This is a genomic window from Candidatus Tisiphia endosymbiont of Nemotelus nigrinus (assembly GCF_964026475.1).
Lineage (GTDB): Bacteria > Pseudomonadota > Alphaproteobacteria > Rickettsiales > Rickettsiaceae > Tisiphia.
The window spans coordinates 1,077,656-1,099,683 of sequence record NZ_OZ032151.1; the positions used below are offsets into that span (position 1 = coordinate 1,077,656).

Annotated in this window: 18 protein-coding genes and 1 tRNA gene; 11 read left to right on the plus strand and 8 right to left on the minus strand. The window is 33.2% G+C overall.

Annotated elements, in window-relative coordinates; all coding sequences use genetic code 11:
- Window positions 1-88: 88 nt before the first annotated feature.
- Both AAGD39_RS05125 and AAGD39_RS05130 read right to left on the minus strand, forming a co-directional pair.
- On the minus strand, window positions 89-907 hold the full coding sequence (locus AAGD39_RS05125) for a division plane positioning ATPase MipZ (RefSeq protein ID WP_341756316.1): 819 nt from the start codon (window positions 905-907) through the stop codon (window positions 89-91).
- Window positions 897-2,408 (minus strand): leucyl aminopeptidase, encoded by a 1,512-nt coding sequence (locus tag AAGD39_RS05130; protein WP_341756317.1) that lies wholly within the window; start codon window positions 2,406-2,408, stop codon window positions 897-899. Before AAGD39_RS05130 ends, AAGD39_RS05125 begins: the two co-directional genes overlap by 11 nt.
- 188 nt (window positions 2,409-2,596) lie before the next feature.
- Here AAGD39_RS05130 and AAGD39_RS05135 point away from each other — a divergent pair, with 188 nt between their 5' ends.
- From AAGD39_RS05135 to murG, 4 genes are read left to right on the plus strand one after another with little or no spacing between them, the layout of a single operon-like run.
- Window positions 2,597-3,553, plus strand: coding sequence for an Rpn family recombination-promoting nuclease/putative transposase (locus AAGD39_RS05135; protein ID WP_341756318.1), 957 nt, complete (start codon window positions 2,597-2,599; stop codon window positions 3,551-3,553).
- A 25-nt stretch (window positions 3,554-3,578) separates the two neighbouring features.
- Window positions 3,579-4,970 carry a UDP-N-acetylmuramoyl-L-alanine--D-glutamate ligase gene (murD, locus tag AAGD39_RS05140; protein ID WP_341756319.1) on the plus strand — a complete coding sequence of 464 codons (1,392 nt, stop codon included), beginning with the start codon at window positions 3,579-3,581 and terminating at the stop codon, window positions 4,968-4,970.
- Entirely contained in the window at window positions 4,963-6,111 is a 1,149-nt protein-coding gene (gene ftsW, locus AAGD39_RS05145) for a putative lipid II flippase FtsW (RefSeq protein WP_341756320.1), read from the plus strand. Before murD ends, ftsW begins: the two co-directional genes overlap by 8 nt.
- Window positions 6,108-7,184 carry an undecaprenyldiphospho-muramoylpentapeptide beta-N-acetylglucosaminyltransferase gene (gene murG, locus AAGD39_RS05150; protein WP_341756321.1) on the plus strand — a complete coding sequence of 359 codons (1,077 nt, stop codon included), beginning with the start codon at window positions 6,108-6,110 and terminating at the stop codon, window positions 7,182-7,184. Before ftsW ends, murG begins: the two co-directional genes overlap by 4 nt.
- A 30-nt stretch (window positions 7,185-7,214) precedes the next feature.
- Here the strand turns inward: murG and AAGD39_RS05155 are convergent, their stop codons facing one another.
- Window positions 7,215-7,868: a hypothetical protein gene (locus tag AAGD39_RS05155; protein ID WP_341756322.1), complete on the minus strand. Its 654-nt coding sequence runs from the start codon at window positions 7,866-7,868 to the stop codon at window positions 7,215-7,217.
- 178 nt (window positions 7,869-8,046) lie between these two features.
- Here AAGD39_RS05155 and AAGD39_RS05160 point away from each other — a divergent pair, with 178 nt between their 5' ends.
- Window positions 8,047-8,733 carry a hypothetical protein gene (locus AAGD39_RS05160; protein WP_341756323.1) on the plus strand — a complete coding sequence of 229 codons (687 nt, stop codon included), beginning with the start codon at window positions 8,047-8,049 and terminating at the stop codon, window positions 8,731-8,733.
- Between the two features lie 145 nt (window positions 8,734-8,878).
- On the opposite strand, the gene AAGD39_RS05165 is transcribed toward AAGD39_RS05160, so the two are convergent.
- Together AAGD39_RS05165 and AAGD39_RS05170 are read right to left on the minus strand one after the other, a co-directional pair.
- Window positions 8,879-9,553: a methyltransferase domain-containing protein gene (locus AAGD39_RS05165; RefSeq protein WP_341757240.1), complete on the minus strand. Its 675-nt coding sequence runs from the start codon at window positions 9,551-9,553 to the stop codon at window positions 8,879-8,881.
- Window positions 9,554-9,683: 130 nt separating this feature from the next.
- Complete coding sequence (locus tag AAGD39_RS05170) at window positions 9,684-10,403, minus strand: lytic transglycosylase domain-containing protein (RefSeq protein WP_375359764.1); 720 nt, start codon at window positions 10,401-10,403, stop codon at window positions 9,684-9,686.
- Between the two features lie 695 nt (window positions 10,404-11,098).
- Here AAGD39_RS05170 and AAGD39_RS05175 point away from each other — a divergent pair.
- The 5 genes from AAGD39_RS05175 (at window position 11,099) to AAGD39_RS05195 (ending at window position 15,211) form a co-directional block, all read left to right on the plus strand.
- Window positions 11,099-11,175: transfer RNA gene (locus tag AAGD39_RS05175), tRNA-Ile, on the plus strand.
- Window positions 11,176-11,205: 30 nt separating this feature from the next.
- A complete protein-coding gene (locus tag AAGD39_RS05180) occupies window positions 11,206-12,294 on the plus strand; it encodes an LptF/LptG family permease (RefSeq protein WP_341756325.1) in 1,089 nt (362 codons plus the stop codon).
- Window positions 12,295-12,629: 335 nt separating this feature from the next.
- Window positions 12,630-13,670 (plus strand): rod shape-determining protein, encoded by a 1,041-nt coding sequence (locus AAGD39_RS05185; protein ID WP_341756326.1) that lies wholly within the window; start codon window positions 12,630-12,632, stop codon window positions 13,668-13,670.
- Window positions 13,671-13,673: 3 nt separating this feature from the next.
- A complete protein-coding gene (mreC, locus tag AAGD39_RS05190) occupies window positions 13,674-14,510 on the plus strand; it encodes a rod shape-determining protein MreC (RefSeq protein WP_341756327.1) in 837 nt (278 codons plus the stop codon).
- A 26-nt stretch (window positions 14,511-14,536) separates the two neighbouring features.
- Complete coding sequence (locus tag AAGD39_RS05195; protein ID WP_341756328.1) at window positions 14,537-15,211, plus strand: 7-carboxy-7-deazaguanine synthase QueE; 675 nt, start codon at window positions 14,537-14,539, stop codon at window positions 15,209-15,211.
- A gap of 4 nt (window positions 15,212-15,215) precedes the next feature.
- Here the strand turns inward: AAGD39_RS05195 and AAGD39_RS05200 are convergent, their stop codons facing one another.
- Together AAGD39_RS05200 and AAGD39_RS05205 are read right to left on the minus strand one after the other, a co-directional pair.
- Complete coding sequence (locus AAGD39_RS05200; RefSeq protein WP_341756329.1) at window positions 15,216-16,988, minus strand: ABC transporter ATP-binding protein; 1,773 nt, start codon at window positions 16,986-16,988, stop codon at window positions 15,216-15,218.
- Between the two features lie 166 nt (window positions 16,989-17,154).
- A complete protein-coding gene (locus AAGD39_RS05205; RefSeq protein WP_341756330.1) occupies window positions 17,155-18,408 on the minus strand; it encodes an MFS transporter in 1,254 nt (417 codons plus the stop codon).
- A 113-nt stretch (window positions 18,409-18,521) separates the two neighbouring features.
- On the opposite strand from AAGD39_RS05205, the gene miaA reads away from it, so the two are divergent.
- Window positions 18,522-19,475: a tRNA (adenosine(37)-N6)-dimethylallyltransferase MiaA gene (gene miaA, locus AAGD39_RS05210; RefSeq protein ID WP_341756331.1), complete on the plus strand. Its 954-nt coding sequence runs from the start codon at window positions 18,522-18,524 to the stop codon at window positions 19,473-19,475.
- Here the strand turns inward: miaA and clpB are convergent.
- Window positions 19,422-22,013: an ATP-dependent chaperone ClpB gene (gene clpB, locus AAGD39_RS05215; protein ID WP_341756332.1), complete on the minus strand. Its 2,592-nt coding sequence runs from the start codon at window positions 22,011-22,013 to the stop codon at window positions 19,422-19,424. The two genes, miaA and clpB, sit on opposite strands and share 54 nt — an antisense overlap.
- Window positions 22,014-22,028: the final 15 nt, after the last annotated feature.

A 22,028-nucleotide genomic window follows, 5' to 3' on the forward strand; every position in this document is an offset into this window, starting at 1 on the left:
ATTTTCCCACTCAGGCAAGTATTATGATGCTTATTACAAGCAATAAATTCAGCGATATCTTTTTTGTTTTATGTACCAGTTCACAGGATCATTGTATACCAAGAAAGTGTAAAAAATCTCGCAATTCTTGACGAGCAGCTACATGTGATATACTAAGCGTTTTGCCATGATTAGCTGTTGTTAAGTCAAGTAATGTTAGTCCTTGTAAAAATAATTCTCGAAAAATTACTCTTTCACTAAAGCCTGGAGCAATCTTAAAACTAATTCTTTTGGCTAATTGTTCAAGAGCAGTACCAACCTTCCTTTTATTTACAGCATCTAAGTTGCTTAATCGATTACGCATAACAATCCAATTAATTGTTTCACCATTACGATTAGCTTTCTGCATTTTTTGCTCCCAAATCATTTGGCTATAGATTGATGGGGAAATAATTGACAAATTGTCAGCGTTAACTTTGGCTAGTACGTCAAAATCAAGGAAACTATCATTAATTGGGGTGATTACCGTATCAGCATAAGAGTGAGCTAATCTTGATAAGAAAGAGTAACTTCCTGGTGTATCAATTACTACATAATCAGCATTTTTGGTCTGTTCAATTATTTGTTCAAACCTAGTTTTTTCGTCCTCTTCTTTAGCCCCAACAACTTGTTCTTGACTTTCAGTCAAATGAAAATGTTGAGGAATTTTAACCGTATTATCCGGATTTTTTGAATTGTAATCCCCTCTGTTCTTTAAATAATTTGTTAAAGAACCTTGGCGTGAATCAGTATCAATACTAGCTACCGTATGACCATTATACAATAAGCCAGTAATTAGATGCATGGAGCAAGTAGTTTTACCCGCTCCACCTTTTTCATTACCAACTACAAAAATACGATTTGTTTGATTTGCTTGATTATTTTTCATAGTGATCTTGGATAAATTGGTTAAGAAGCCTTACACCATAACCTACTGCTCCTTTGGGACCAAGAGGATTACCTGTTTTATTATAGGCAACACCGGCAATGTCAAGATGAGCCCAAACCATACCTTCCTTAATAAAATTTCCTATAAATTGAGCTGCCGTACAACTACCAGCCGCTCCAGGGACATTAGCAATATTGGCAAGATCAGCAATGTCAGACTTTATCATCTCATCAAAATCTTTATGCATAGGCATACGCCATAATTTTTCATTAACTTTATTACCAACCTCTATTAGTTTATTAGCTAATTCATCATTATTGGCAAAGCAACCAGCATAAGTTTTGCCGAGAGCTACAACAATAGCTCCAGTAAGGGTAGCAAGATCGATTACGCATTGGGGCTTAAATTTTTCTTGAGTATACCAAATTGCATCAGCCAGAACTAACCTACCTTCTGCATCAGTGTTATCTACCACCACTGTTTTTTTAGACATAGTGGTTACCACATCTCCTGGTCGTTGGGCATTGCCTGACGGCATATTTTCCACAAGACCAACTACCCCGACCACATTAACTTGGGCGTTACGACTAGCCAAAGCCATTATTGCTCCAACTACTGCAGCTGAACCAGCCATATCATATTTCATATCTCCCATGTTGGCTGCTGGCTTAAGAGAAATCCCCCCACTATCAAAAGTAACTCCTTTACCAACGAAAGCTACAGGCGGGGTGTCATCATCCAAACCATTATATTGCATTACTACAAGTTTAGATTCATTTTGCGAACCTTGTCCTACACCGAGTAAAGCACCCATGCCAAGATTCTTCATTTCTCTTTCACCGATAATAATAATCTCAACTCCCAATGGTTCAAGATGTGCTAATATTTTTTCGGAGTAAGATTGAGGGTTTTTGATGTTGGATGGTTCATTTATCATATCTCTAGCAAAGAATACTGCCTCAGCCAATGATTTTTTATCATTAAATAATTCTTCTGCTTTAGACTTGTCATCTATAGAAATCTCCAAAGAATCTACAACAAATTTCTCTCCTTCACTTTGGGTAGTTCTGTATTTATCAAATCTATATGAAGCAAGCAAACAGCCGCTAGCTATAAGAGAAGCTACAATAGCTGGTTGATATTGTCCAATATTATGAGAAATTTTTATACCAATACTGCTAATTTTACGGCAAGTACTACAGGACAAGATTTTAGCTCCAAGCTCTTCAATATAAGAGGTTGTTAATTTTGTTTCATCACCAATGCCAACTATGATTAAATATTTTATTTCCCCATCCTTAGCAACAGAGTTAACAATTTTAATTTGCCCAAATTTCCCAGCAAATAGTAATTTATTTTGAATAGTTTTAGAAATTAAACCATGATGTTGTTGGTCAAGTAGTAATAAATTACTGTCTAATTTCAGCTGTTCGTTAATCAATACTATAGTTGCTTGATTATTTGATAATTCCTTACTGATAAAGTTAATGTTATTGAGCATAAATTCCTCTTGTAATTTAATGTTCTAATTCTATTGATGTATATTTACTTTGCAAGTATAAAAAATTCTAGTTAAGATTGATTCTTGTTATAACCCAAAATGTTCTGCAAAATTAAAAGGTTATTTTGTTACAGTGCCATAAAACACCCTAGGAAATGATGAATTTTAAATTATAGGTAATTTTTAATATGACTCCAGACAGACCAAAACATGATAAAATATTTCGTAAATCTATGGAGAATCCAATAGTTGCCAAGGAGTTTCTGGCAACTCACTTACCTAAAGATGTACTGGCTTTAATTGATAGCCCAACTTTAAAATTAGAAAAAGATAGTTTTATTGAACCAGACCTTTCTGAAACTATCTCGGACGTATTATTTTCTGTTAAGTTCAATGATACGGATGGTTATATTTTTTTGTTATTGGAGCATCAAAGTACTGTTGATCAGCTAATTGCGTTCAGGTTATTTAAATATATGGTGAATATTTGTGATAGATATTTAACTATTAATCCTAAATCTAAAAGCCTTCCATTAATCTATCCGTTAGTGTTGTACAATGGCAAGAAAAAATATGATGCCCCGCTTAACATATGGGATTTATTTACCTACTCAGACTTAGCAAGATCCTTCTGGACAAATGATTGTCAGCTTATTAACGTGCATGATATCCCAGATGAAGAGCTTAAGAAAAAGCTGTGGTCTGGTATTCTGCTATTTTTTCTTAAACATATCCACGAGCGTCAGTTACTGAAAAGATGGCAAGAAATCTCTGATCTCTTACCTGAATTAACTAAAGTGAGCATAGGTTATGACCATATAAGAAATCTATTACACTATACTTTGACCTTTATTGAGCAAAGTGATAAAATAGAATTAGAAAAAATGTTAATTACCAGTTTAACTAAAGAAAAAGGAGGGGAACTTATGCCTAGTATAGCTCAAGTATGGAAAGAAGAAGGGATAGAGATTGGTAAAAGAAAAGGTATTCAAATTGGAGAAGCCAGAGGGGAAGCCAAAGGGGAAGCCAGAGGGGAGGCTAAATTAATAAAAATGATGATAAGTAATGGTAGCTCTATTGAAGAAGTAGCTAGAATGACTGGACTATCTATTACTAAAATCAATGACCTGCTGAAAGTACAGTAAATGGCGGATTATTAAACTAAAAATTATGTCATCATTTCTTTCACAAAAGCATAAGAATATAGGTATCGTTGGCTTAGGTAAGACTGGTATGGCTGCTTATCAATCATTAAATAAAGTAGCTAGAATAATTTGTTATGATCAAGTAAGTAGCAGTAGGGATGCTTTCAGTAAAATTTATGGAAATGATAACTTGGTTGCCTTGTCTGATCCACGGTGGTATGATCTTGATAAGATACTACTGAGTCCAGGGGTTCCCTTGTCGCATGACATTGTTACAATGGCTAATTCCCGTAATATACCAATAACCTCAGATATAGACCTATTATTTGAGGAAGTTAAGTTTAGAAGAGGGAATAAAGCTAATTTTATCGGTATAACTGGTACTAATGGCAAGAGTACTACAACTGCTTTAACTGGTCATATTTTACAATCTTGTGGTTTTGATTACTCAGTTGGCGGAAATATTGGTTTCCCTGCTTTAAGTATGGGATTGGATTGTCAAGGGTATGTATTAGAGTTATCTTCGTTTCAGTTAGACTTATTGAGCAGTTTTAAAGCTAAAATTGCTGTGTTACTTAATATCACCGAGGATCATTTAGATCGGCATAATAATATGCAAGGCTATATTGCGGCTAAAAAGAAAATTTTTGATCGAATGGATAAAGATTCATTTGCCATAATTAGTGTTGATAATGAAATTACCAATAATGTTCTTCTAGAATTACAAAAGGAAAATAAAACAAATGTAATACCAATCTCTGTTGGTAGAATTCTTGATAAAGGAGTGTCAATTTGTAATAATGTCGTTTATGACCATGTTTTTGAACCGATTACTATTAATCTCCCAAATAATAACTATCTACAAGGTATGCATAATCAAGAGAATATTGCTGCCAGTTATGCGGTTTGTCGAGTTATAGGGGGAAGACCAGAACAAATAGTTGCTGCCATTGAGTTGTTTAAGGGATTGCCGCACAGGATGCAATATGTTGGCACAATATACTCAAATCATTCGAGTAAGATAAATTTTTATAACGATAGTAAGGCTACTAATAGTATCGCTGCTTCTAAATCCATTGCAGCACTTGATAATATTTATTGGTTAGCTGGAGGGGTAGCAAAAGAAGGGGGAATAACGAATTTAGAGCCATGGTTTGATAGAATTCGCAAGGCTTATCTTTTTGGTCAAGATAAAGAGCTTTTTGCACTATCACTTAAGGGTAAGGTAGATTTCCAAATTTGTCAAGATTTACAGGAGGCCTTTAAAGCTGCTGTTGCTGATGCAATGCAGGATACAGGGAAGTTAAAAAATATTTTGCTAGCACCTGCTTGTGCTTCTTACGATCAATTCAAAAATTTTGAGGAACGCGGAAATCTGTTTATAGAGTTATATAATGTTATTATTAACCATGATTAAAAATAATCATAATAATGAGTTATCTAACAATTATCTAAAATGGTGGTGGCGTAGTATCGACCAGCAAATGATTATTGCTTTAGTAATCCTGTTTATTTTTAGTGTAATGTTGGTTACCACAGCAGGGTCAGCAGTAGCAAATAGAATTGGACTTAATGAGCATTATTTTGCCTCTAGACAATTAATTTATCTTGCTAGTGCCTCGTTCCTTATCATTATTTTTGCTTCTTTTTCAAGAAAATGGTTAAAGAGATTATCAATTCTAGGATTTATTGCTAGTATAGTATTATTAATTTTAGTTAGATTTTATGGTTATGAGGTTAAGGGTGCTATTCGTTGGATTAATATTCTAGGTCTTTCGATGCAGCCTTCAGAATTTATAAAACCATTTTTTGCGGTAGTGGCTGGTTGGATATTATCATTGAAATTTGAGGGAGAGTTCCCTAGTTTTTCTATCTGTATAGGTCTGTATGCTATCATTGCTTTATTATTAATTATCCAGCCAGACTTTGGTATGTTAGTGATGGTTACTGCGGTTTTTGGTATTCAACTTTTTATCGCTGGTATGCCGATATTTTGGATTATACTTGCTGCTTTTATGTTACTATTTGGCGTTACAGCAGCCTATTTTTGGCTACCTCATGTAGCACAGAGGATTAATAGTTTTTTCGATCCAGAGAGTATTAGTAATTATCAAGTTAGTAAGTCAATTAGAGCATTTGAGCATGGCGGTTTGTATGGTTGCGGTCCTGGTGAAGGAGCGGTAAAACAAGTATTGCCGGATTCGCATACTGATTTTATCTTTGCCGTTGCTGGTGAGGAATTTGGGGCAATTATCTGCTTGATAATTGTAGGAATATTTGCTTTTATAGTGATTCGTAGTTTACTAAAACTCATTAATGAAGAAGATAAATTTGCCCAATTTGCAGCAAGTGGTATTATTGCCCAGATAGGTTTACAGGCGATAATTAATATAGGCGTTACCTTGAATTTATTACCAACCAAAGGTATGACCTTACCCTTTATCAGTTATGGTGGTTCTTCAACTTTTGCCATAGCTATTGCTACTGGGATGTTGCTTGGTTTTACTAAATATAAAACTTCCCTTACTAACTATAAGATTCAAGATATTGACGTATGAAGAATATAATTGTTGTTGGTGGTGGTACGGCAGGTCATCTGTTTCCAGCTATTGCTTTGGCTGAAGAATTAGTGAAACGCGGGTATAAGCTACACCTTATTACTGATGTTAGATGTCAAAAATATTTAACTGAAGATTTACCGTTCATTCCACATATAATAAATTTTAGATTACCACCTAAAGGGTTAATTAATAAGTTTAAATTATTGATTTCTTTATTATTTGTGACTTTTAAGATGCTATTGCTATTAGTGCAGACTAAACCTTGTGTTATAATTGGGTTTGGTGGCTATCCAACAGCTGCTCCTTTGATGGCGGCTGTATTGTTACGCATTCCTATCGTAATTTATGAACAAAACTGCTTTATTGGTAAAGTTAATAAATTTTTCCTAAAATATGCCAAGAAAGTTGCTCTTACCTATGAGGAAACTAAAAATTATAATATTGTTGATAATAATAAGAAATTAGTTATAGGAAATATAGTACGGGAGAATGTTAAAAAGCTGAAAGTTAAGAATGATTTTAGCAATGATACTTTTCGAATATTCATTTTTGGTGGAAGTCAAGGAGCAAAGATTTTTTCTACTTTAGTACCGGAAGCGATTAAAATATTAGTGCAATCAAATCCTGATATTAAACTACATATTACCCAACAAGCTCTTCTAGAAGATCATGATAATATTGTTAAAATTTATAGTGAATTAAACATCCCACATAAAGTATCCGATTTTTTTTATGATATGGATCAGCAATATGCCAATCAAGAACTAGTAATATCAAGAGCTGGGGCGTCAACTATTTCTGAGCTTAGTTATATTGGGTTGCCGGCAATTTTTATTCCGCTACCTGCGGCAGCTGAAAATCATCAATTCTATAATGCCAAGGCTCTGGAAGATAGTAGGGCAGGGTGGTGTTTCGAGCAAAATAAAGTCACTCCCAAAAAATTAGCCGATAAACTCTTAGTGCTAATAAAGAATCGTGATATACTAGGGTGGGCGTCTCGTGAATTATTAAAGCGAAGAAATGACGGTAGTATAGTTTTAGCTGATACCGTAGAAGAAATGGTAAGTTGATGATGGTAACTTGCATCACCCTACAGGGGGCTATTCCACTGTTCCCAGTAGAGGAGCATCAACATGATCGCTAAGAAATAACTTTGACCAATCCTCTTGTATAAATAAATCTATTTTTTGGTAATCTAAACCCCCATTATTTTGCTTAGCAAATAAAGCTATTAATTCTTTATCCGTCCTTTCATGAGATATTAAACATGCTTTATCATTAGGCGTAATTGTAATTGTTTTATCAATTGCAAGAAAAGAGAGAGTTCTTGCTAATTCATAAGTATTTATAAATGAATTTAAATCTGTTATGGATAGTGGTTTTGAAGTTGTATTTTCAAAATGATAGCTAATATCTTTTTGAGTAAAACTGACTTTTGTACTTATAGGTAGTAAAAGTGAGGTAATAGAATCCTCGTTTAATACAAGTATTTGTTTAGACCGATCGTAAGAATCTCTAAAAGAATCTATAGCACTTTGATTCTGAAAGCTACAAGAATTGCTATTTTGAGGTAACTTAACTGTCCCTCCAGGTCTTAAGGCAATTTTTATATCAATTGGATGTATTACAGTTAGAGTTACGTCTTTAGGTATTTCAACGTGATAATGTTCCGGTTTAGCGCAATCTAATATCGTCCTGTGGTCGTAGGTTGTGTCCTCATTAAGAATTGAATAAACTGTACTAAATCTCAACATATATACCCCTACACCAATCCACTCAGAAAAGTGTATAATATTTATAAAAAAATACAAGATAAATTATTATTAATTACGACTTTTAAATTGCCCTGAAATTGTTCGGGTTAATTGAGTCTTGCAACTTTAGTGATTTTGTGCCATTAATTATGTTACTAGAAAATTATCGGACTGATTTATGTTAAAAAAATTTATTATTATAGTTTTGGGGTTATCCTTACTTTCGGGTTGTACTGATGGTTTTAGAGGATATTTCAAAAAATCTGCTAATAATAAAATTATAGATAGCAAAGGTTTTGCCGGTGGCAAGCGTCCACCGCTTTATAATAAAAAATATATAGCAACGGCAAAAAGAAACGTCATGGAAGAAAATTTTGATGATGACGAGGGAGATTTGCTTAGTGAGTATGATACTGAAACAATCAATCCAACTTTAAGAAATCGTCAGATGTATCTTAAGATGGTAAAACAAGATGCGGAACTTAGTGAAAGGTACAAGCAGAATCAAGAAAAAGAATATCCTTCATTGAATTTGGCAAATGATAAGGTGAATAGACAAAATAATGATAAGAATAATAAGGCAAATATTGAATTGTATAAAGAGCTAGAGCAGATTAAATATATGCTGCGTGAGACTAAGAAAGATTTAGAGAAATATAAATGTCCTGCACGACAAAACACTAACCAACAAAATGTTGATAGAATGTTACCAAATAAACCTAAAACAGATAGTAGTAAAAAAATTAAGGGGGTAGAAACTAACAAAAATAACAAAACTAAGAATGTACTAGGTAAGTCAGAGATGCAAAGAAAATTTCTCAGTGAAGATCATGATGATATAAAGGCAACAGGTACTAATAAGTAATTTATAGCTAACCCGTTAAAGTTCTAGATAGCTTCTCCGTCATTGTGAGGAGCTACTTTAGTGAAGACGAAGCAATCCAAAACATATGCTAAAACAATATATTCATGTATACTCAAATGATTTGAAGAATAAAAAATATGTAGAACTAAGCTATTTTTATATTATTTTTAGTCGGAGAGGCAATGAAACTAATTATATTAATTTGTTCTATAAAAGTGGATGTAGCATTACTTAGAATAGAAAGCATTTGCTTCGATATTAGGTTGTGAGGGTTTGGAAGTAATGCCCCAGATTCTCCAATATTCTTTAATTCTCTAATGAAATCTAAAGGACTTTTATAGCTTAGCTGAATATTTTCATAATCAATGATAACTTCTGTGAACCCTGCTTGTTGCAACAAAGGGGTTACGTGATCAAAATGTATAAAAGGGGAAACATGTTGGAAGTGAGGACGGTTTGTTGCTATTTCAGCTTCAATAAATTTCATTCGTAGTTCCTTTAGACTGTTACCACCGATAAAATTACCAATAAATAGACCATTTGGTTTTAAAATACGTTTTATTTGTAATAGGAAATTTTGTACATCATTGATCCAATGTAGTCCTAGGGAGAAAGTTATTAAGTCAAAACTAGCTGTTTCAAGAGATAAGTTTTCTTCATCCATTAGCAATTTTGGATTATGCTCAAAAGATTGTAACATACTATTAGATGCACTAGCCACTACAATTATAGCATAGTTATAGTTCTGCACTAATAGTTTTGTTAGTTGACCAGTACGACATCCTAAATCTAAAATATTGGGGAATTTTTTATCAATAATGTTCAGTCGTTCAATAATATCTTCTGCTGCACGTTGAAAAAACGAACAGTCAGCAATATTATGTATCACTTTGTCACGGTTAGATTTTAACTTATCACGATCAAATATAATTGTTACCTAAAATTTTAACCTAGCTAGCTTTTGGTAATGCTACCATAATACCACTCTTATATTTCCTGATATTGCTTGCAAATGAACTGCTACGTTTGCTTACTGGGTTCGTTAATAATTTGTTGTTTGTTGGCAGAGTAGAGGCATCGTTATAGTAATCCCCACTATACATATTAACAGAATTTTTATACAAGTCCATATTGTTAGCAATCTTGAGAACATCTTGTTTATATCTAGAACCAAGCTCGTGGGTAGCCGAATGGTAGTAAGCGATAGCTTTATGCCAACTGCCTAACTGGTTATATTTCTCTTTTAGAAATTTAGCTCCATATGCAACGTTTTGCTCAGGATCAAAAGCTTGATTTAAGGAGTTAAAAGCGTTAAAATGATGCTTTAGGTTAATTTGCATGCACCCTACATCAATATTTTCTTTGCCGTAAATAATTTGTTTTTTTACAAAAAATATTGCCTCTTTCTTAGTATTAAAATAATATCCCTTCCCTTCAACATTGACAGTCCAAGGCCAGACCACCCTGATATTATATCCAGTATGTTTCTTACCAGATTCTTTTAAAGCTATTGAGTGTAGGGTATCAGGAGGAATCTGGTGTGTTTTTTCAAAGTAAGGAAACATCCTTGAGCATTTATGTGATTCAGCAATTTCTGCATCCATATTAGCATATGAATATAACGGAAAAAGACAAAATAAATATAGGACTAATATGAACCTAATAGACATAGTATAAACGTAATTTTGACTTAAACAGGAAGTTTTTTGTCTTTGTATTATATTAAAATTTTCTCTATAAGACAAGTTATGGTTCTAAACTATTAAAACTTTTATCATAATGAAAAAATTTTACTAGACTTAGAAAGCTAATAATTATATAAACTTTAATAATCGTTATATAGCTAAATGTATACGTCTTTTAGTTAAACGTCATTGTAAGCGTAATCGGGATTTTCTAGGAGACTGTTATAGATGACTAACTCACCTTACGCATGGCATTTAAAACTCATAGGGAAAGTAGCTTGGCATCATTGTGAGAAGCCGCTTTGGTGGCTGAAGCAATCTAATGAATTTGGATTGCCACTACACTTACGTGGTCTCGCTAATAGCGCCTTGTACTTATTCTGCAATTTTTAAATTGCCGTGTAGAGTATGCGTAAGGTGAGTGACTAATTATTATTTTGAGCTATTTTTCGGCTAGAATAAATAGGATTTTTGAAGGAATAATATACATATTTAAAGAAAATCCTGTTTATTAGCAGCCAAAAAGAGCCAAATATAGAATTACTTTAGTTATTTCCGACGGTCTCCTAGATACAGCTTTGAAGTATGGATGACACAAAACAGGATTGCTTTGTTGTAGTAAATACTTTCCTTGCAATGATGGAAAAGCTATCTAGAACCTTTTTGAGTTAGCTATAAAAGGGCCTGTAGTTCAGTTGGTTAGAACCCACCGCTCATAACGGTGTTGTCGCAGGTTCAAGTCCTGCCGGGCCCACCAAAAATTAACAGGTGAACATTTTATTTTAAAATGATTAATTTCAGAATACTTTCAATTTACCTGTTTAGGCTATATTGTGGTTATTTTATCACTATATTGCTTCTGGTTATTGGGGTTTTAATTCTTTCAAATATCTTTGATTTTTTACATAAATTTAAAGATGTCTATGTCCCAACTCATTCTTTTTGGAAACTGGTGTTATATAAAATACCTTACTTGGTTAATGAAGTAGCTTCTTTGCTCAGCTTTATTGCGATGTTATTTTTTCTAAGAAGACTAACTAAACATAACGAATTAATAACTATTTTATGCAATGGTATCCATATTTGGCGGGTTATTGCTGTTCCATTTTTTGCAGCGATCATTCTTGGTATAATATTAATAACTATATGTAACCCTATTGGTACATTTGGTTTACACAAATACGAATCTTTACAAGCAAAATTGTTTAAAAAGCCAGCTAGTAACCTTAGCATATCAAAATCTGGGCTACTATTTCTTGAAAATTACCAAGGTAATAAAAGAATTATTCAGGCTGGATATATTGATGTAGTGAATAATAAGTTGAATAAGATTATTATATTATTTTTGGATAATGAAAATAATTTTATAAAAAGAATTGATGCACAATATGGCATTTTAATAGATAATAATTTTATACTAACTTCTGTAAAATTTTCAGATTCTAATAGCTTCAAAAAATATGAGAATCTTACTGTTCCAACAAACTTGTCAATAAGTAACTTACTAAATAGTTTTATAAGCCCTGAGATGATTGCTATTTGGGATTTACCAGAAACAATTAGCCAATTAGTACGATTTGGCTTACCAATAACTAACTATCAGATTTATTTCTATAAGCAATTATTTAAACCTATAATTATGGCAACTACCGTAATTTTGGCAGCCTGCTTTTTTAGTCTCAGGCAACGTGATAGTTCTCAAGAAAAAATATTAATAATTGGTTTATTTCTAGGAGTTATTATTTATTCTCTATTAGAAATTTTATTTAAAATATTTGCATATAATGCAACTCCCCCCTTTTTAGCTATTTTATTACCAAATATATGTATATTATTTTTTAGTAATTTTGTTATTATGCATTCTCAGGAAGTGTGATATATTCAAATGATTTAAATAACTCACCTTACGCATGGAGTTTGAAAGTCATAGGTAAAACAGCACAACGCTATTAGCGATAAGCTACCTTGGTGTGGTGACAAAGCAATTGTAAGTTATCATCATTCTTAGTAATTGCGGGAATCTATATTTCGTACCGAGACATGGATGATACAAAACAGGATTACTTTGTCGACCTACGGCCTTCCTTGCAATGATGGTTTGGGTTTTTAGTATATTTTGTTTGCGATTTTTAAATCGTCCTGTAAATGGGAAATAATGTTGGTCTGGTTAGCTATGAGATGGTTAGAACTTAAGATTTTGGAGAAATAAAAATGCTAACAAAATTTTTTAGTAAATTTGCAAGTGATATGGCGATAGATCTTGGTACGGCTAATACTTTAGTGTATGTCAAAGGCAAAGGAATCGTACTTAACGAACCTTCTGTAGTTGCGTTGATTAAAGTGGATGGAGCATTTAAACCATATGCATTTGGTCATGAAGCAAAAAATATGTTAGGGCGTACCCCAACAGACATTGAAGCTAAGAGACCACTAAAAGATGGGGTTATAGCTGACTTTAAAGGGGCTGAAGAAATGATAAAACATTTTATCAGAACAGTACATAATCGTCGCTCATTTACTGGTCCAATGATTATAATTTGTGTTCCCTCAGGTTCTACACCAGTTGAGCGTAGGGCTATCCAAGAAGCAGCAGAGAGTGCAGGGGGTAGAGATGTGTATCTTATAGAAGAACCTATGGCAGCAGCAATCGGTGCTGGCTTACCAGTCACAGAGGCAACTGGTTCAATGATTGTTGATGTAGGTGGCGGAACAACAGAAGTAGCTGTCTTATCATTAGGCGGTATTGTATATGCTAGATCAGTACGAGTTGGTGGTGATAAAATGGATGAGTCTATTATTTCTTATATTAGAAGACATTATAATTTGTTAATCGGTGAAGCTACAGCAGAGAAAATCAAAAAACAGATTGGGGCTGCTTATGTAGATGATAGTCTAGAGCCAAGAGTAATGGAAATTAAAGGGCGGGATTTAATTCATGGCATCCCTAAAGAAATGCTACTAAACGAGAAACAAATTGCTGATAGTCTAATTGAACCAGTTAGCCAAATTGTCGAAGCAGTAAAGGTAGCGTTGGAATGCACTCCCCCTGAACTTTCATCGGATATTGTAGATAAGGGAATTGTTATGACTGGTGGTGGTGCATTACTTCGAAACCTAGACCATGTCCTCAAAGAAGCAACTAAATTACCGGTAATTATTGCTGAGCAAGCCCTATCATGCGTAGCTCTGGGTACTGGGAAAGTACTGGAAGATTTTCAAAAATTAAAACATGTGTTATTTAAACAAGATTAACAAATGGCATTACTGGCAAATAGAATAAAGAGCTCTAGTAGAATATTAGGGCTATCTAAATTTATACTTGTTACCGCGAAACGCGGTTTAGCTTTATTTTTTATCATAGCTTCACTTTACTTATTTATCGTTACTCCAAAAAGATTTTCTTCTATGTCTCTTGAAGTCTTTGGACATGTTATGTTTAGTAGCTTGCTAATTCATGAAAATATATTTAAGCAAATTAACTTAATAACCCAAAATTTCATTTATTTACGGGACTTAGCAAGAGAAAATATCGAACTACAATTAGAGGTAGCAAGATTAAGAAGCTTGCAGAGTGATATATATTTAATCCAATCTGAAAACAAAGAACTAAAACAGCTGCTATCAGTTATAGAAGAAGAGCAATATAGCTATGTTAGTGCTAAATTACTAAGTGTTTCATTAAATCCTTTCAGTAAAACTGCTTTACTATCAGCTGGGGCAAAACATGGTGTGGCAATTGATCAAATAGTTACCAACAGTGAAGGATTAGTTGGACGAGTAATACAAGTAAGCAACAATTACTCTAAAATAATTTTAGTTAATGACATAAATTCTAGAATCCCGATCACTACAGCCTCTTCAAAAGAGAAAGGTATCATGAGTGGCTATGGTAGCGGTAGTAAAATATTATATTTATCCAAAACCCACTTAGTACAAGAAGGTGAAAAAGTTATAACCTCTGGTCATGGAAATATTTATCCTTATGGCATAACAGTTGGCTATGTAAACAAAGCAAATTCAGAAAACGTTCTTGTAAAACCTGTAGTTGACTTATCTAAAACCAAGTTCGTCACCATATTGCTCCCACAATGAATCTAATAACAGATTACTAATACTTTATGCACGGACAAAATCCCAAAAGAGCAGCAATATTTAATGATGGAATCACCCTAGAAATTAAGAGTATTTTTAGGACTATCCAGGGTGAAGGGCCTTTTGTCGGTATGCCTGCTGTCTTTATTAGGCTTGGTGGATGCAATCTGGCTTGTAATTTTTGTGACACCGACTTTGAAGATTTTAATATATTAACTATTAATAATATTATCGAAGAAGTCAAAAGACTTACAATTAATATCAAATTAGTGGTTATAACTGGTGGCGAACCTTTTCGCCAACCTATAGAGTTGTTATGTCATAAATTAATAGATTTGGATTATTTGGTGCAAATAGAAACTAATGGCACATTATATCGTGATCTTCCGGATAAAGTGCATATAGTTTGCTCCCCAAAAGCTGCAAAAAATGGGGGTACAAAAAATAGTTATTCCCTATTACGAGATGATTTACTATCTCGTATTAATGCCATAAAATTCCTAGTAGCTAAAAATATACCAGAATATTCTAGCATACCTGAAGTCGGGCAAAGTAAATATAATATACCAGTATTTATTCAGCCTATGGATCAAAACAACCCATTGCTAAATAAAGAAAATGCAAAACTGGCTATTGATTTGGCACTTAAGTACGGTTATCGCCTTTCTATACAAATCCATAAAATTTTGGATATCGAGTAAACATTTATTTATCTCCCTCCTCTAATTCCTTATGATATAATTTATAATATTCTGCTTTATTTTCTATAAGCTGCGAATGAGTCCCTTGTTCAAATATCATGCCAGATTTCATAACAACTATGTGATCAACATCTTTAATACTCGATAAACGATGGGTTATAATTAAGGTAGTCTTGCCTTTGCGAAGATTTACTAAAGAATTTAAAATTAATCGCTCAGAATTTTGATCTAACGAACTTGTTGCCTCATCCCAAACTAAAATTGCTGCCGGCTTCAAAAATGCTCTAGCTATCGCTAAACGTTGACGCTGCCCACCTGAAAGTGTTGTACCTTGATTGCCAATCATCGTATCATAGCCAAATGGAAGGTGCGAAATAAATTCATCAGCATCAGCATATTTTGCCGCGGTAATAATTTCACTGTGAGTAGCATTTGGATTACCATAAGCAATATTTTCTGCAACGCTAGTGTCAAATAATGTAGTATCTTGCGTTACTAAAGAGATTTGCCGTCTTAAAGAGTCAATTTTTATGTCTTTAATATCGTAATCATCAATTAAAATTTGTCCACTAGTTGGATTATAAAATCTTACTAATAAATTAGATAATGAAGTTTTGCCGCTACCAGAACGTCCTACAACCGCTGTAGTTTTCCCTTGCATTAATTGTAAATTAATCAGTTTTAAAGCTACCTTATTATTAAATTTTAGTTCTACATTGTTAAAGACTATTGATGGATTAACTAACTGAACAGTTTGAGCATTGATGCTGTCTTTAACGATAGGCTCAGTATCTAGAATATTAAATACTCTTCTTGCCGCAGCAATACCCTCTTGCAAATTGACATTTAAAGATACCAAACTTTTAAAAGGTCTATAAGCTGCAAGAAAAGCAGTAATAAAAGCAAAAAGTGCCCCTGGAGTAGTTTCCCCTTCTATGACTAACAATCCACCATACCAAATAAGCCCCCCAACGGTTATACCACTTAATATTTCCATAATTGGTGAGATCAGTGCATCCAATTTTGCAGTTTTTTTTAAAAAACACAAAATATTGCTAGCAATCAATAAAGCTCGATTGCTTTCAATCTTCTCTCCTAAGAAAGATTTAACAATTTTAATCGATTGAAAAGTTTCATCTAACCTTACAGTATAATTAGCCAATTCCTCTTGAGCTTGACCAGATATTTTACGAATTTTTCGTCCTAATTTTTGTATTGGATAAATTGCTACTGGAAATGCCATAAATACAATACAAGATAGTTTGGGCTCTAGCTTAAACATCACTACGATCAAACCTAGTACTGTTAAAAAATATTTGGCACAACCTACCAGTAAATTCGATACAGCTCCGCGCATCATCGAGATATCGTTAGTAAGACGCGATATTAAACGTCCCGATGATTGAGACTGAATAAATAGAATATCGGCAAATAATAGATGTTCATACATTTTAATTTGCAAATCAGTTAAAATCTTCTGACCGATAAATTTAATTAAATAACTTGAATAATATTCAGCAATACCTTTAATAGTAAATGTTAGTACTACCATTAACGGTAAGAATAATAACATTTGACGATTATGCGTTAAGAATATTTGGTCAATGGTCGGTTGGACTAATTTAACAATATAAGAAGTACACCCAGCCGAAATTACCATAAACAATACTGCTACCCCGATCTGTTTTAGATAGGGTCTTACATGTTCAACTATTAGCCTTCTTAAAGTATTATAGGCACTATAGTCATAATTTATTAGATTATGTTTTTTTTGCAAAATTCTCTCCTTCAGTTTGATAATTTGTTATATAGCCAGCTATGGTTAGTATTTATCCATAGCAAATTGGCGTCATTGCGAGACCACATAGTGGTCGTGGCAATCCATATTCATTGCTTCGTCGTGCTTACGCACCCCTCGCAATGACGGAGTAATACTATTCGTGTTAGCTATAATTTGTTATAACGTTTGTACTATACAGAAAAATTACTGTACTGAACAATATTAGTAATAATAGCATAAAAAATCCTAGCACTAAGTATATTGAATTAAAATATTGCCATAATAACATACAAAAAAATGGTGTTGTCGATGAAAGTATCATACCGCCAAGTGAATGAGATAAACTACACATTCTTGCCCTAATATTAGTTATAAACATAGATTGGACAATAATTTGTAATGGCACTACGTAAAATGGAGCAAGTCCGATAAGCATTACTGGAAAGTAAATTACCAAAATTTCTTTATATAGTAAAAATTGGACAATAATTATCACTAACAAACTTAACGATAATGAAATGATAATTTGTTTTTTAGGGTAAAATCTATCAGCTAAAAAACCAGACAATACTGACATAATAGCATAAATACTTATTAAAGCTATATTGATAATTTGAGCTTGATTGCTATTCATAATTAATGCACTTTTTACAGCAAATACTCCCCAAAAATAAATTAGAAAATGGTAAATACCTCCTATGCAACCACTCATTAATATTGCTAGAATAAATTTTTTAAATGAATCTTTTATAATCTTTGCTAAATAAAAAAAGTGATAATCTGAAGATTTATGATCCTTTTTAGATTTTAAGAACTCCTCGCTTTCATGAAAATAGTGTCTCAGAAATATGATAAATAAGCCAAAAATTCCACCAATAATAAAATTTGCCCGCCATAAATAAGCAATTGATTCAAACTCTGTAGAAAAATGATAAATTGTTGCAGCAAGCAATGCCCCAACCTGACTACAAAATGATACAATACCACTAGCACAATTTTTGCTAGCCTTGCCTACTTTTTCTACAACATAAATTTTTATAGCATCACTTTCTCCTGCTAAGCTCATTAAAAAGGTCATACGGCAAAATATTAAAATTATTGTAGCCACCATGCCAATTCTATCAAAATCAGGAGTTAAGCCTATAAGAATTGTTGAAATAGTAGCTAAAAATACCGAGATTCTAACTGATACAATTCTGCCATATTTATCGCTAATAAAACCAAAAATAATAGAACCAACAGGGCGAGCTATTACAGCTATACTAAATATAGCAAAAAATAATAATATTTGTTTATCACTTGATCCTAGTGGTAAAAAATTCTTGGATAAAACCGTTGCTGATAGACCAAAAAGAGCATAATCATAATAACGGACAATTGTTGTAAAAAAAGCAATTAGGAATGCCGGTCTTGTCATAGATCTAGACCTATTATTTTTTCATGCTATAATTTCTTTTTTCTTATTGTACACTTAATTTTATAAAATAGCTTGTGTATCGTTGATTTTTTACTGTTGAGTATATACATTTAATGCAGAAAAATAAAATATTAATTATATGTGGACCTACAGCTAGTGGCAAGTCTTATTTGGCTCATTATTTAGCTAAAATATATGGTGGTGAAATAATTAACAGTGACTCTATGCAGATATATAAGCAGATTCCTATTATCACTGCCTCACCATCGCAAATATACCGAAACGAGATACCTTATCATCTTTATAATTTTTTATCTATAGATCAAGAGTTTTCAGTAATACAATATGTAAATCATGCTCTTGAGAAAATTACAGACATTCGTAATAGAGGTAAGCTACCCATAATTGTTGGTGGTACGGGGTTATATATTAATTCACTGCTTTTTGGTTATAATGAAATACCAACAATATCTCCTAAAATTAGGCAATATGTTAGAGAGTTGCACTCTAAGATTGGCTCATGTCAGTTCTTTAATAAACTAAAAGAGCTTGATGTATTAGCTAGCCAAAAATTAAATAAGCACGATAGTCAGAGAATTATAAGAGCCTATGAAGTATTTATGCAAACCGGACAATCTATATTTACTTTCCAAGCCACGCAAAATATATCCATTCTTCCAAAATCTGATTTTAAAGTAATTTTTCTACATCCGGGGCGAGAATTTCTTTATCAAACATGTAGTACTAGGCTAGAAAAAATATTTAATGAAGGAGCAATTGAAGAAGTAGCTCTAATTAAAGAAAACTTTCCTGACATACGTTCTTCTGCCATAAAAGCCATTGGTCTACAAGAAATATTATCTTATCTAAATAATGAAATTACTTTACAGACTGCCTTAAATCTAACGCAAATGAAAACCAGACAATATGCAAAAAGACAAATCACCTGGTTCAAAAACCAAATAAAAGACAAAATCACTCTAGAATATGTCAGTAATCAACAATTTGAAGAATTAATTATTGATTTGGGGAGATACTTTATCAATAACCAACTTGCTATTCATTGATTTTATATTTACAGTATCACCACTGCCTATACTACTAGAAAGAATCATTTTGGCAAAATGGTTCTGTAGCTCTCGTTGTATAACTCTTTTCAGTGGTCTAGCACCAAACATTGAATCATAGCCCTTATCAGCTAGGTAATTTATAGTCGATTCATCAAATTGCAATGTAATATTTTGTTGCAAAAGAATTTTTCTTAAATTATCTAGTTGTATTTTGACAATATAATGGATGTTGGCACGAGTTAGTTTATGGAATAAAATAATCTCATCTAGCCTATTTAAGAATTCAGGTTTAAATACGGCTCGTACATATTGCATTACTTGTTCTTTAATTTTATCTTGGTCATCGCCTTGCTGTTGATTAATAAGCGTTTCAGCTCCAAGGTTGGAAGTAAGAACAATAATGGTATTTTTAAAATCAACGACTATCCCTTGACTATCAGTTAAACGCCCTTCATCTAGAATTTGTAACATGATGTTGAAAATATCCGAATGGGCCTTCTCTACTTCATCAAATAAAATGACTTGATAAGGTCTCCTACGTACTGCCTCGGTTAAGATACCTCCCTGCTCATAACCAACATACCCTGGGGGAGCTCCAATCAAACGTGATATAGAGTGTTTTTCCATATATTCAGACATATCAATTCTGAGTATAGCATTACGATCGTCAAATAAAAAAAGTGCCAAAGCCTTGGTTAGTTCGGTTTTACCAACACCAGTGGGACCTAAGAATAAGAACGATCCAAGTGGTCTATTATGATCCTGTATTCCAGCACGAGAACGACGTACAGCATCACTGACTCCTTTTATAGCTTCATCTTGACCAATCACCGATTGACGCAGTTTATCTTCCATAGATAGTAGCTTTTCACGCTCGCTGGATAGCATTGTATCAATCGGTATGCCAGTAATTTTGGAGATGATTATAGCTATATCGTTTTCTGATACAGCTTCTTTTGATAGTTGGTTATTTCCCCCTTCTATTGCTTGTTGTAGTTTCTTAGTTAAATCAGGGATAATACCATATTTCAGCTCACTAGCTCGGGCAAGTTCGCCACTTCTTTCTGCTCTCTCAAGTTCTGATCGAGCTTTTTCTAGTTCCTCTTTTAATTTTTGCTCAATATGTATCCTAGATTTTTCAGCTTGCCAACTAGCAGTCATATCATAAGAAAGAGATTCAAGCTTTGTTAACTCATCTGTTAATTGGATAATTTTCTTTTTTGAATATTCATCGTCTTCTTTTTTTAGAGCTGCTAGTTCAATTTTTATTTGAATGATACGCCGATCAAGTTCATCTAGTTCTTCTGGTTTACTAGATAATTCTATTTTTAGCCTACTACATGCTTCGTCGATTAAATCAATAGCTTTATCTGGTAAATAACGATCAGTAATATATCTGTTAGATAAAGTGCTGGCAGCAATTATAGCACTATCAGCAATTCTTACACCATGGTGTAATTCATATTTGTCCTTAATACCACGTAGAATTGAAATAGTATCTTCTACTGTTGGCTGGCTAACGTAAACTGGTTGAAATCTTCTAGCAAGAGCTGCATCTTTTTCAATATATTTACGATATTCATCTAAAGTGGTAGCTCCAATACAATGGAGTTCTCCTCTAGCAAGCATTGGTTTTAGTAAATTTGATGCATCCATAGCTCCGTCTGTCTTACCAGTTCCTACTAAAAGATGTAGTTCATCAATAAATAAAATAATTTCCCCACTAGAGTTTTTAATTTCACTTAATACAGCTTTTAGTCGCTCTTCGAATTCCCCGCGATATTTAGCCCCAGCAATTAAAGCTCCCATATCAAGCTCAATGATACGACAATTTGCTAGAGTTTCTGGAATATCTTGGCTAAAGATTCTTTGAGCTAGCCCCTCTATTATGGCTGTTTTACCAACTCCTGGTTCTCCTATCAGCACTGGGTTATTTTTCATTCTTCTCGACAAAACTTGCACTGTCCTTCTAATTTCCTCATCTCTACCAATTATTGGATCAAGTTTACCAAGCTCTGCCAACTCAGTTACATCTCTACCGTATTTTTTTAGGGCATCATAACTATTTTCAGAAGAGCTGCTATCAGCCGTCCTGCCTTTTCTTAACTGCAGAATTGCTGCGTTTATTTTCTTATTCGTTATCGAATTATCTGATAAAATTTTACCAGCAGGGGTTTTATCATACGATAAACCTTCAAAAATTCGCTCAATAGTCACAAAACTATCAGCATTATTCTTGGCAAGCTCAGACGCTTTATCAAGTAATTTTAGTGCTTCTGATGATAGGTAAAGCTGTCCCCCTCCCTCTATTTGTACTTTCGGGATTTTATTTAATTCTATAGTTAAAGATTTATTTAAATCATCTAAACTAATGCCTAAAATATTAATGAGATTATCAATAACACCGCTATCATCATTTAACAAGCTTGCCAATAGATGTAATGGCAATATTTGCTGATGATCACTTTTTGCTGCTATGCTCTGGGCGTTAGACAGTACAGATTTTGCATGGGTAGTAAATTTTTCTATGTTCATTGCAGTAACCTCACA

Bases quoted from the DNA above. Each gene is read 5' to 3' on its own strand.
- AAGD39_RS05155 (WP_341756322.1), bottom strand. From the start codon at position 7,868: ATGTTGAGATTTAGTACAGTTTATTCAATTCTTAATGAGGACACAACC.
- clpB (WP_341756332.1), bottom strand. From the start codon at position 22,013: ATGAACATAGAAAAATTTACTACCCATGCAAAATCTGTACTGTCTAAC.
- AAGD39_RS05185 (WP_341756326.1), top strand. From the start codon at position 12,630: ATGCTAACAAAATTTTTTAGTAAATTTGCAAGTGATATGGCGATAGAT.
- AAGD39_RS05160 (WP_341756323.1), top strand. From the start codon at position 8,047: ATGTTAAAAAAATTTATTATTATAGTTTTGGGGTTATCCTTACTTTCG.
- ftsW (WP_341756320.1), top strand. From the start codon at position 4,963: ATGATTAAAAATAATCATAATAATGAGTTATCTAACAATTATCTAAAA.
- AAGD39_RS05195 (WP_341756328.1), top strand. From the start codon at position 14,537: ATGCACGGACAAAATCCCAAAAGAGCAGCAATATTTAATGATGGAATC.
- AAGD39_RS05170 (WP_375359764.1), bottom strand. From the start codon at position 10,403: ATGTCTATTAGGTTCATATTAGTCCTATATTTATTTTGTCTTTTTCCG.
- miaA (WP_341756331.1), top strand. From the start codon at position 18,522: ATGCAGAAAAATAAAATATTAATTATATGTGGACCTACAGCTAGTGGC.
- AAGD39_RS05180 (WP_341756325.1), top strand. From the start codon at position 11,206: ATGATTAATTTCAGAATACTTTCAATTTACCTGTTTAGGCTATATTGT.
- murD (WP_341756319.1), top strand. From the start codon at position 3,579: ATGTCATCATTTCTTTCACAAAAGCATAAGAATATAGGTATCGTTGGC.
- AAGD39_RS05130 (WP_341756317.1), bottom strand. From the start codon at position 2,408: ATGCTCAATAACATTAACTTTATCAGTAAGGAATTATCAAATAATCAA.
- AAGD39_RS05135 (WP_341756318.1), top strand. From the start codon at position 2,597: ATGACTCCAGACAGACCAAAACATGATAAAATATTTCGTAAATCTATG.
- mreC (WP_341756327.1), top strand. From the start codon at position 13,674: ATGGCATTACTGGCAAATAGAATAAAGAGCTCTAGTAGAATATTAGGG.
- AAGD39_RS05125 (WP_341756316.1), bottom strand. From the start codon at position 907: ATGAAAAATAATCAAGCAAATCAAACAAATCGTATTTTTGTAGTTGGT.
- murG (WP_341756321.1), top strand. From the start codon at position 6,108: ATGAAGAATATAATTGTTGTTGGTGGTGGTACGGCAGGTCATCTGTTT.
- AAGD39_RS05205 (WP_341756330.1), bottom strand. From the start codon at position 18,408: ATGACAAGACCGGCATTCCTAATTGCTTTTTTTACAACAATTGTCCGT.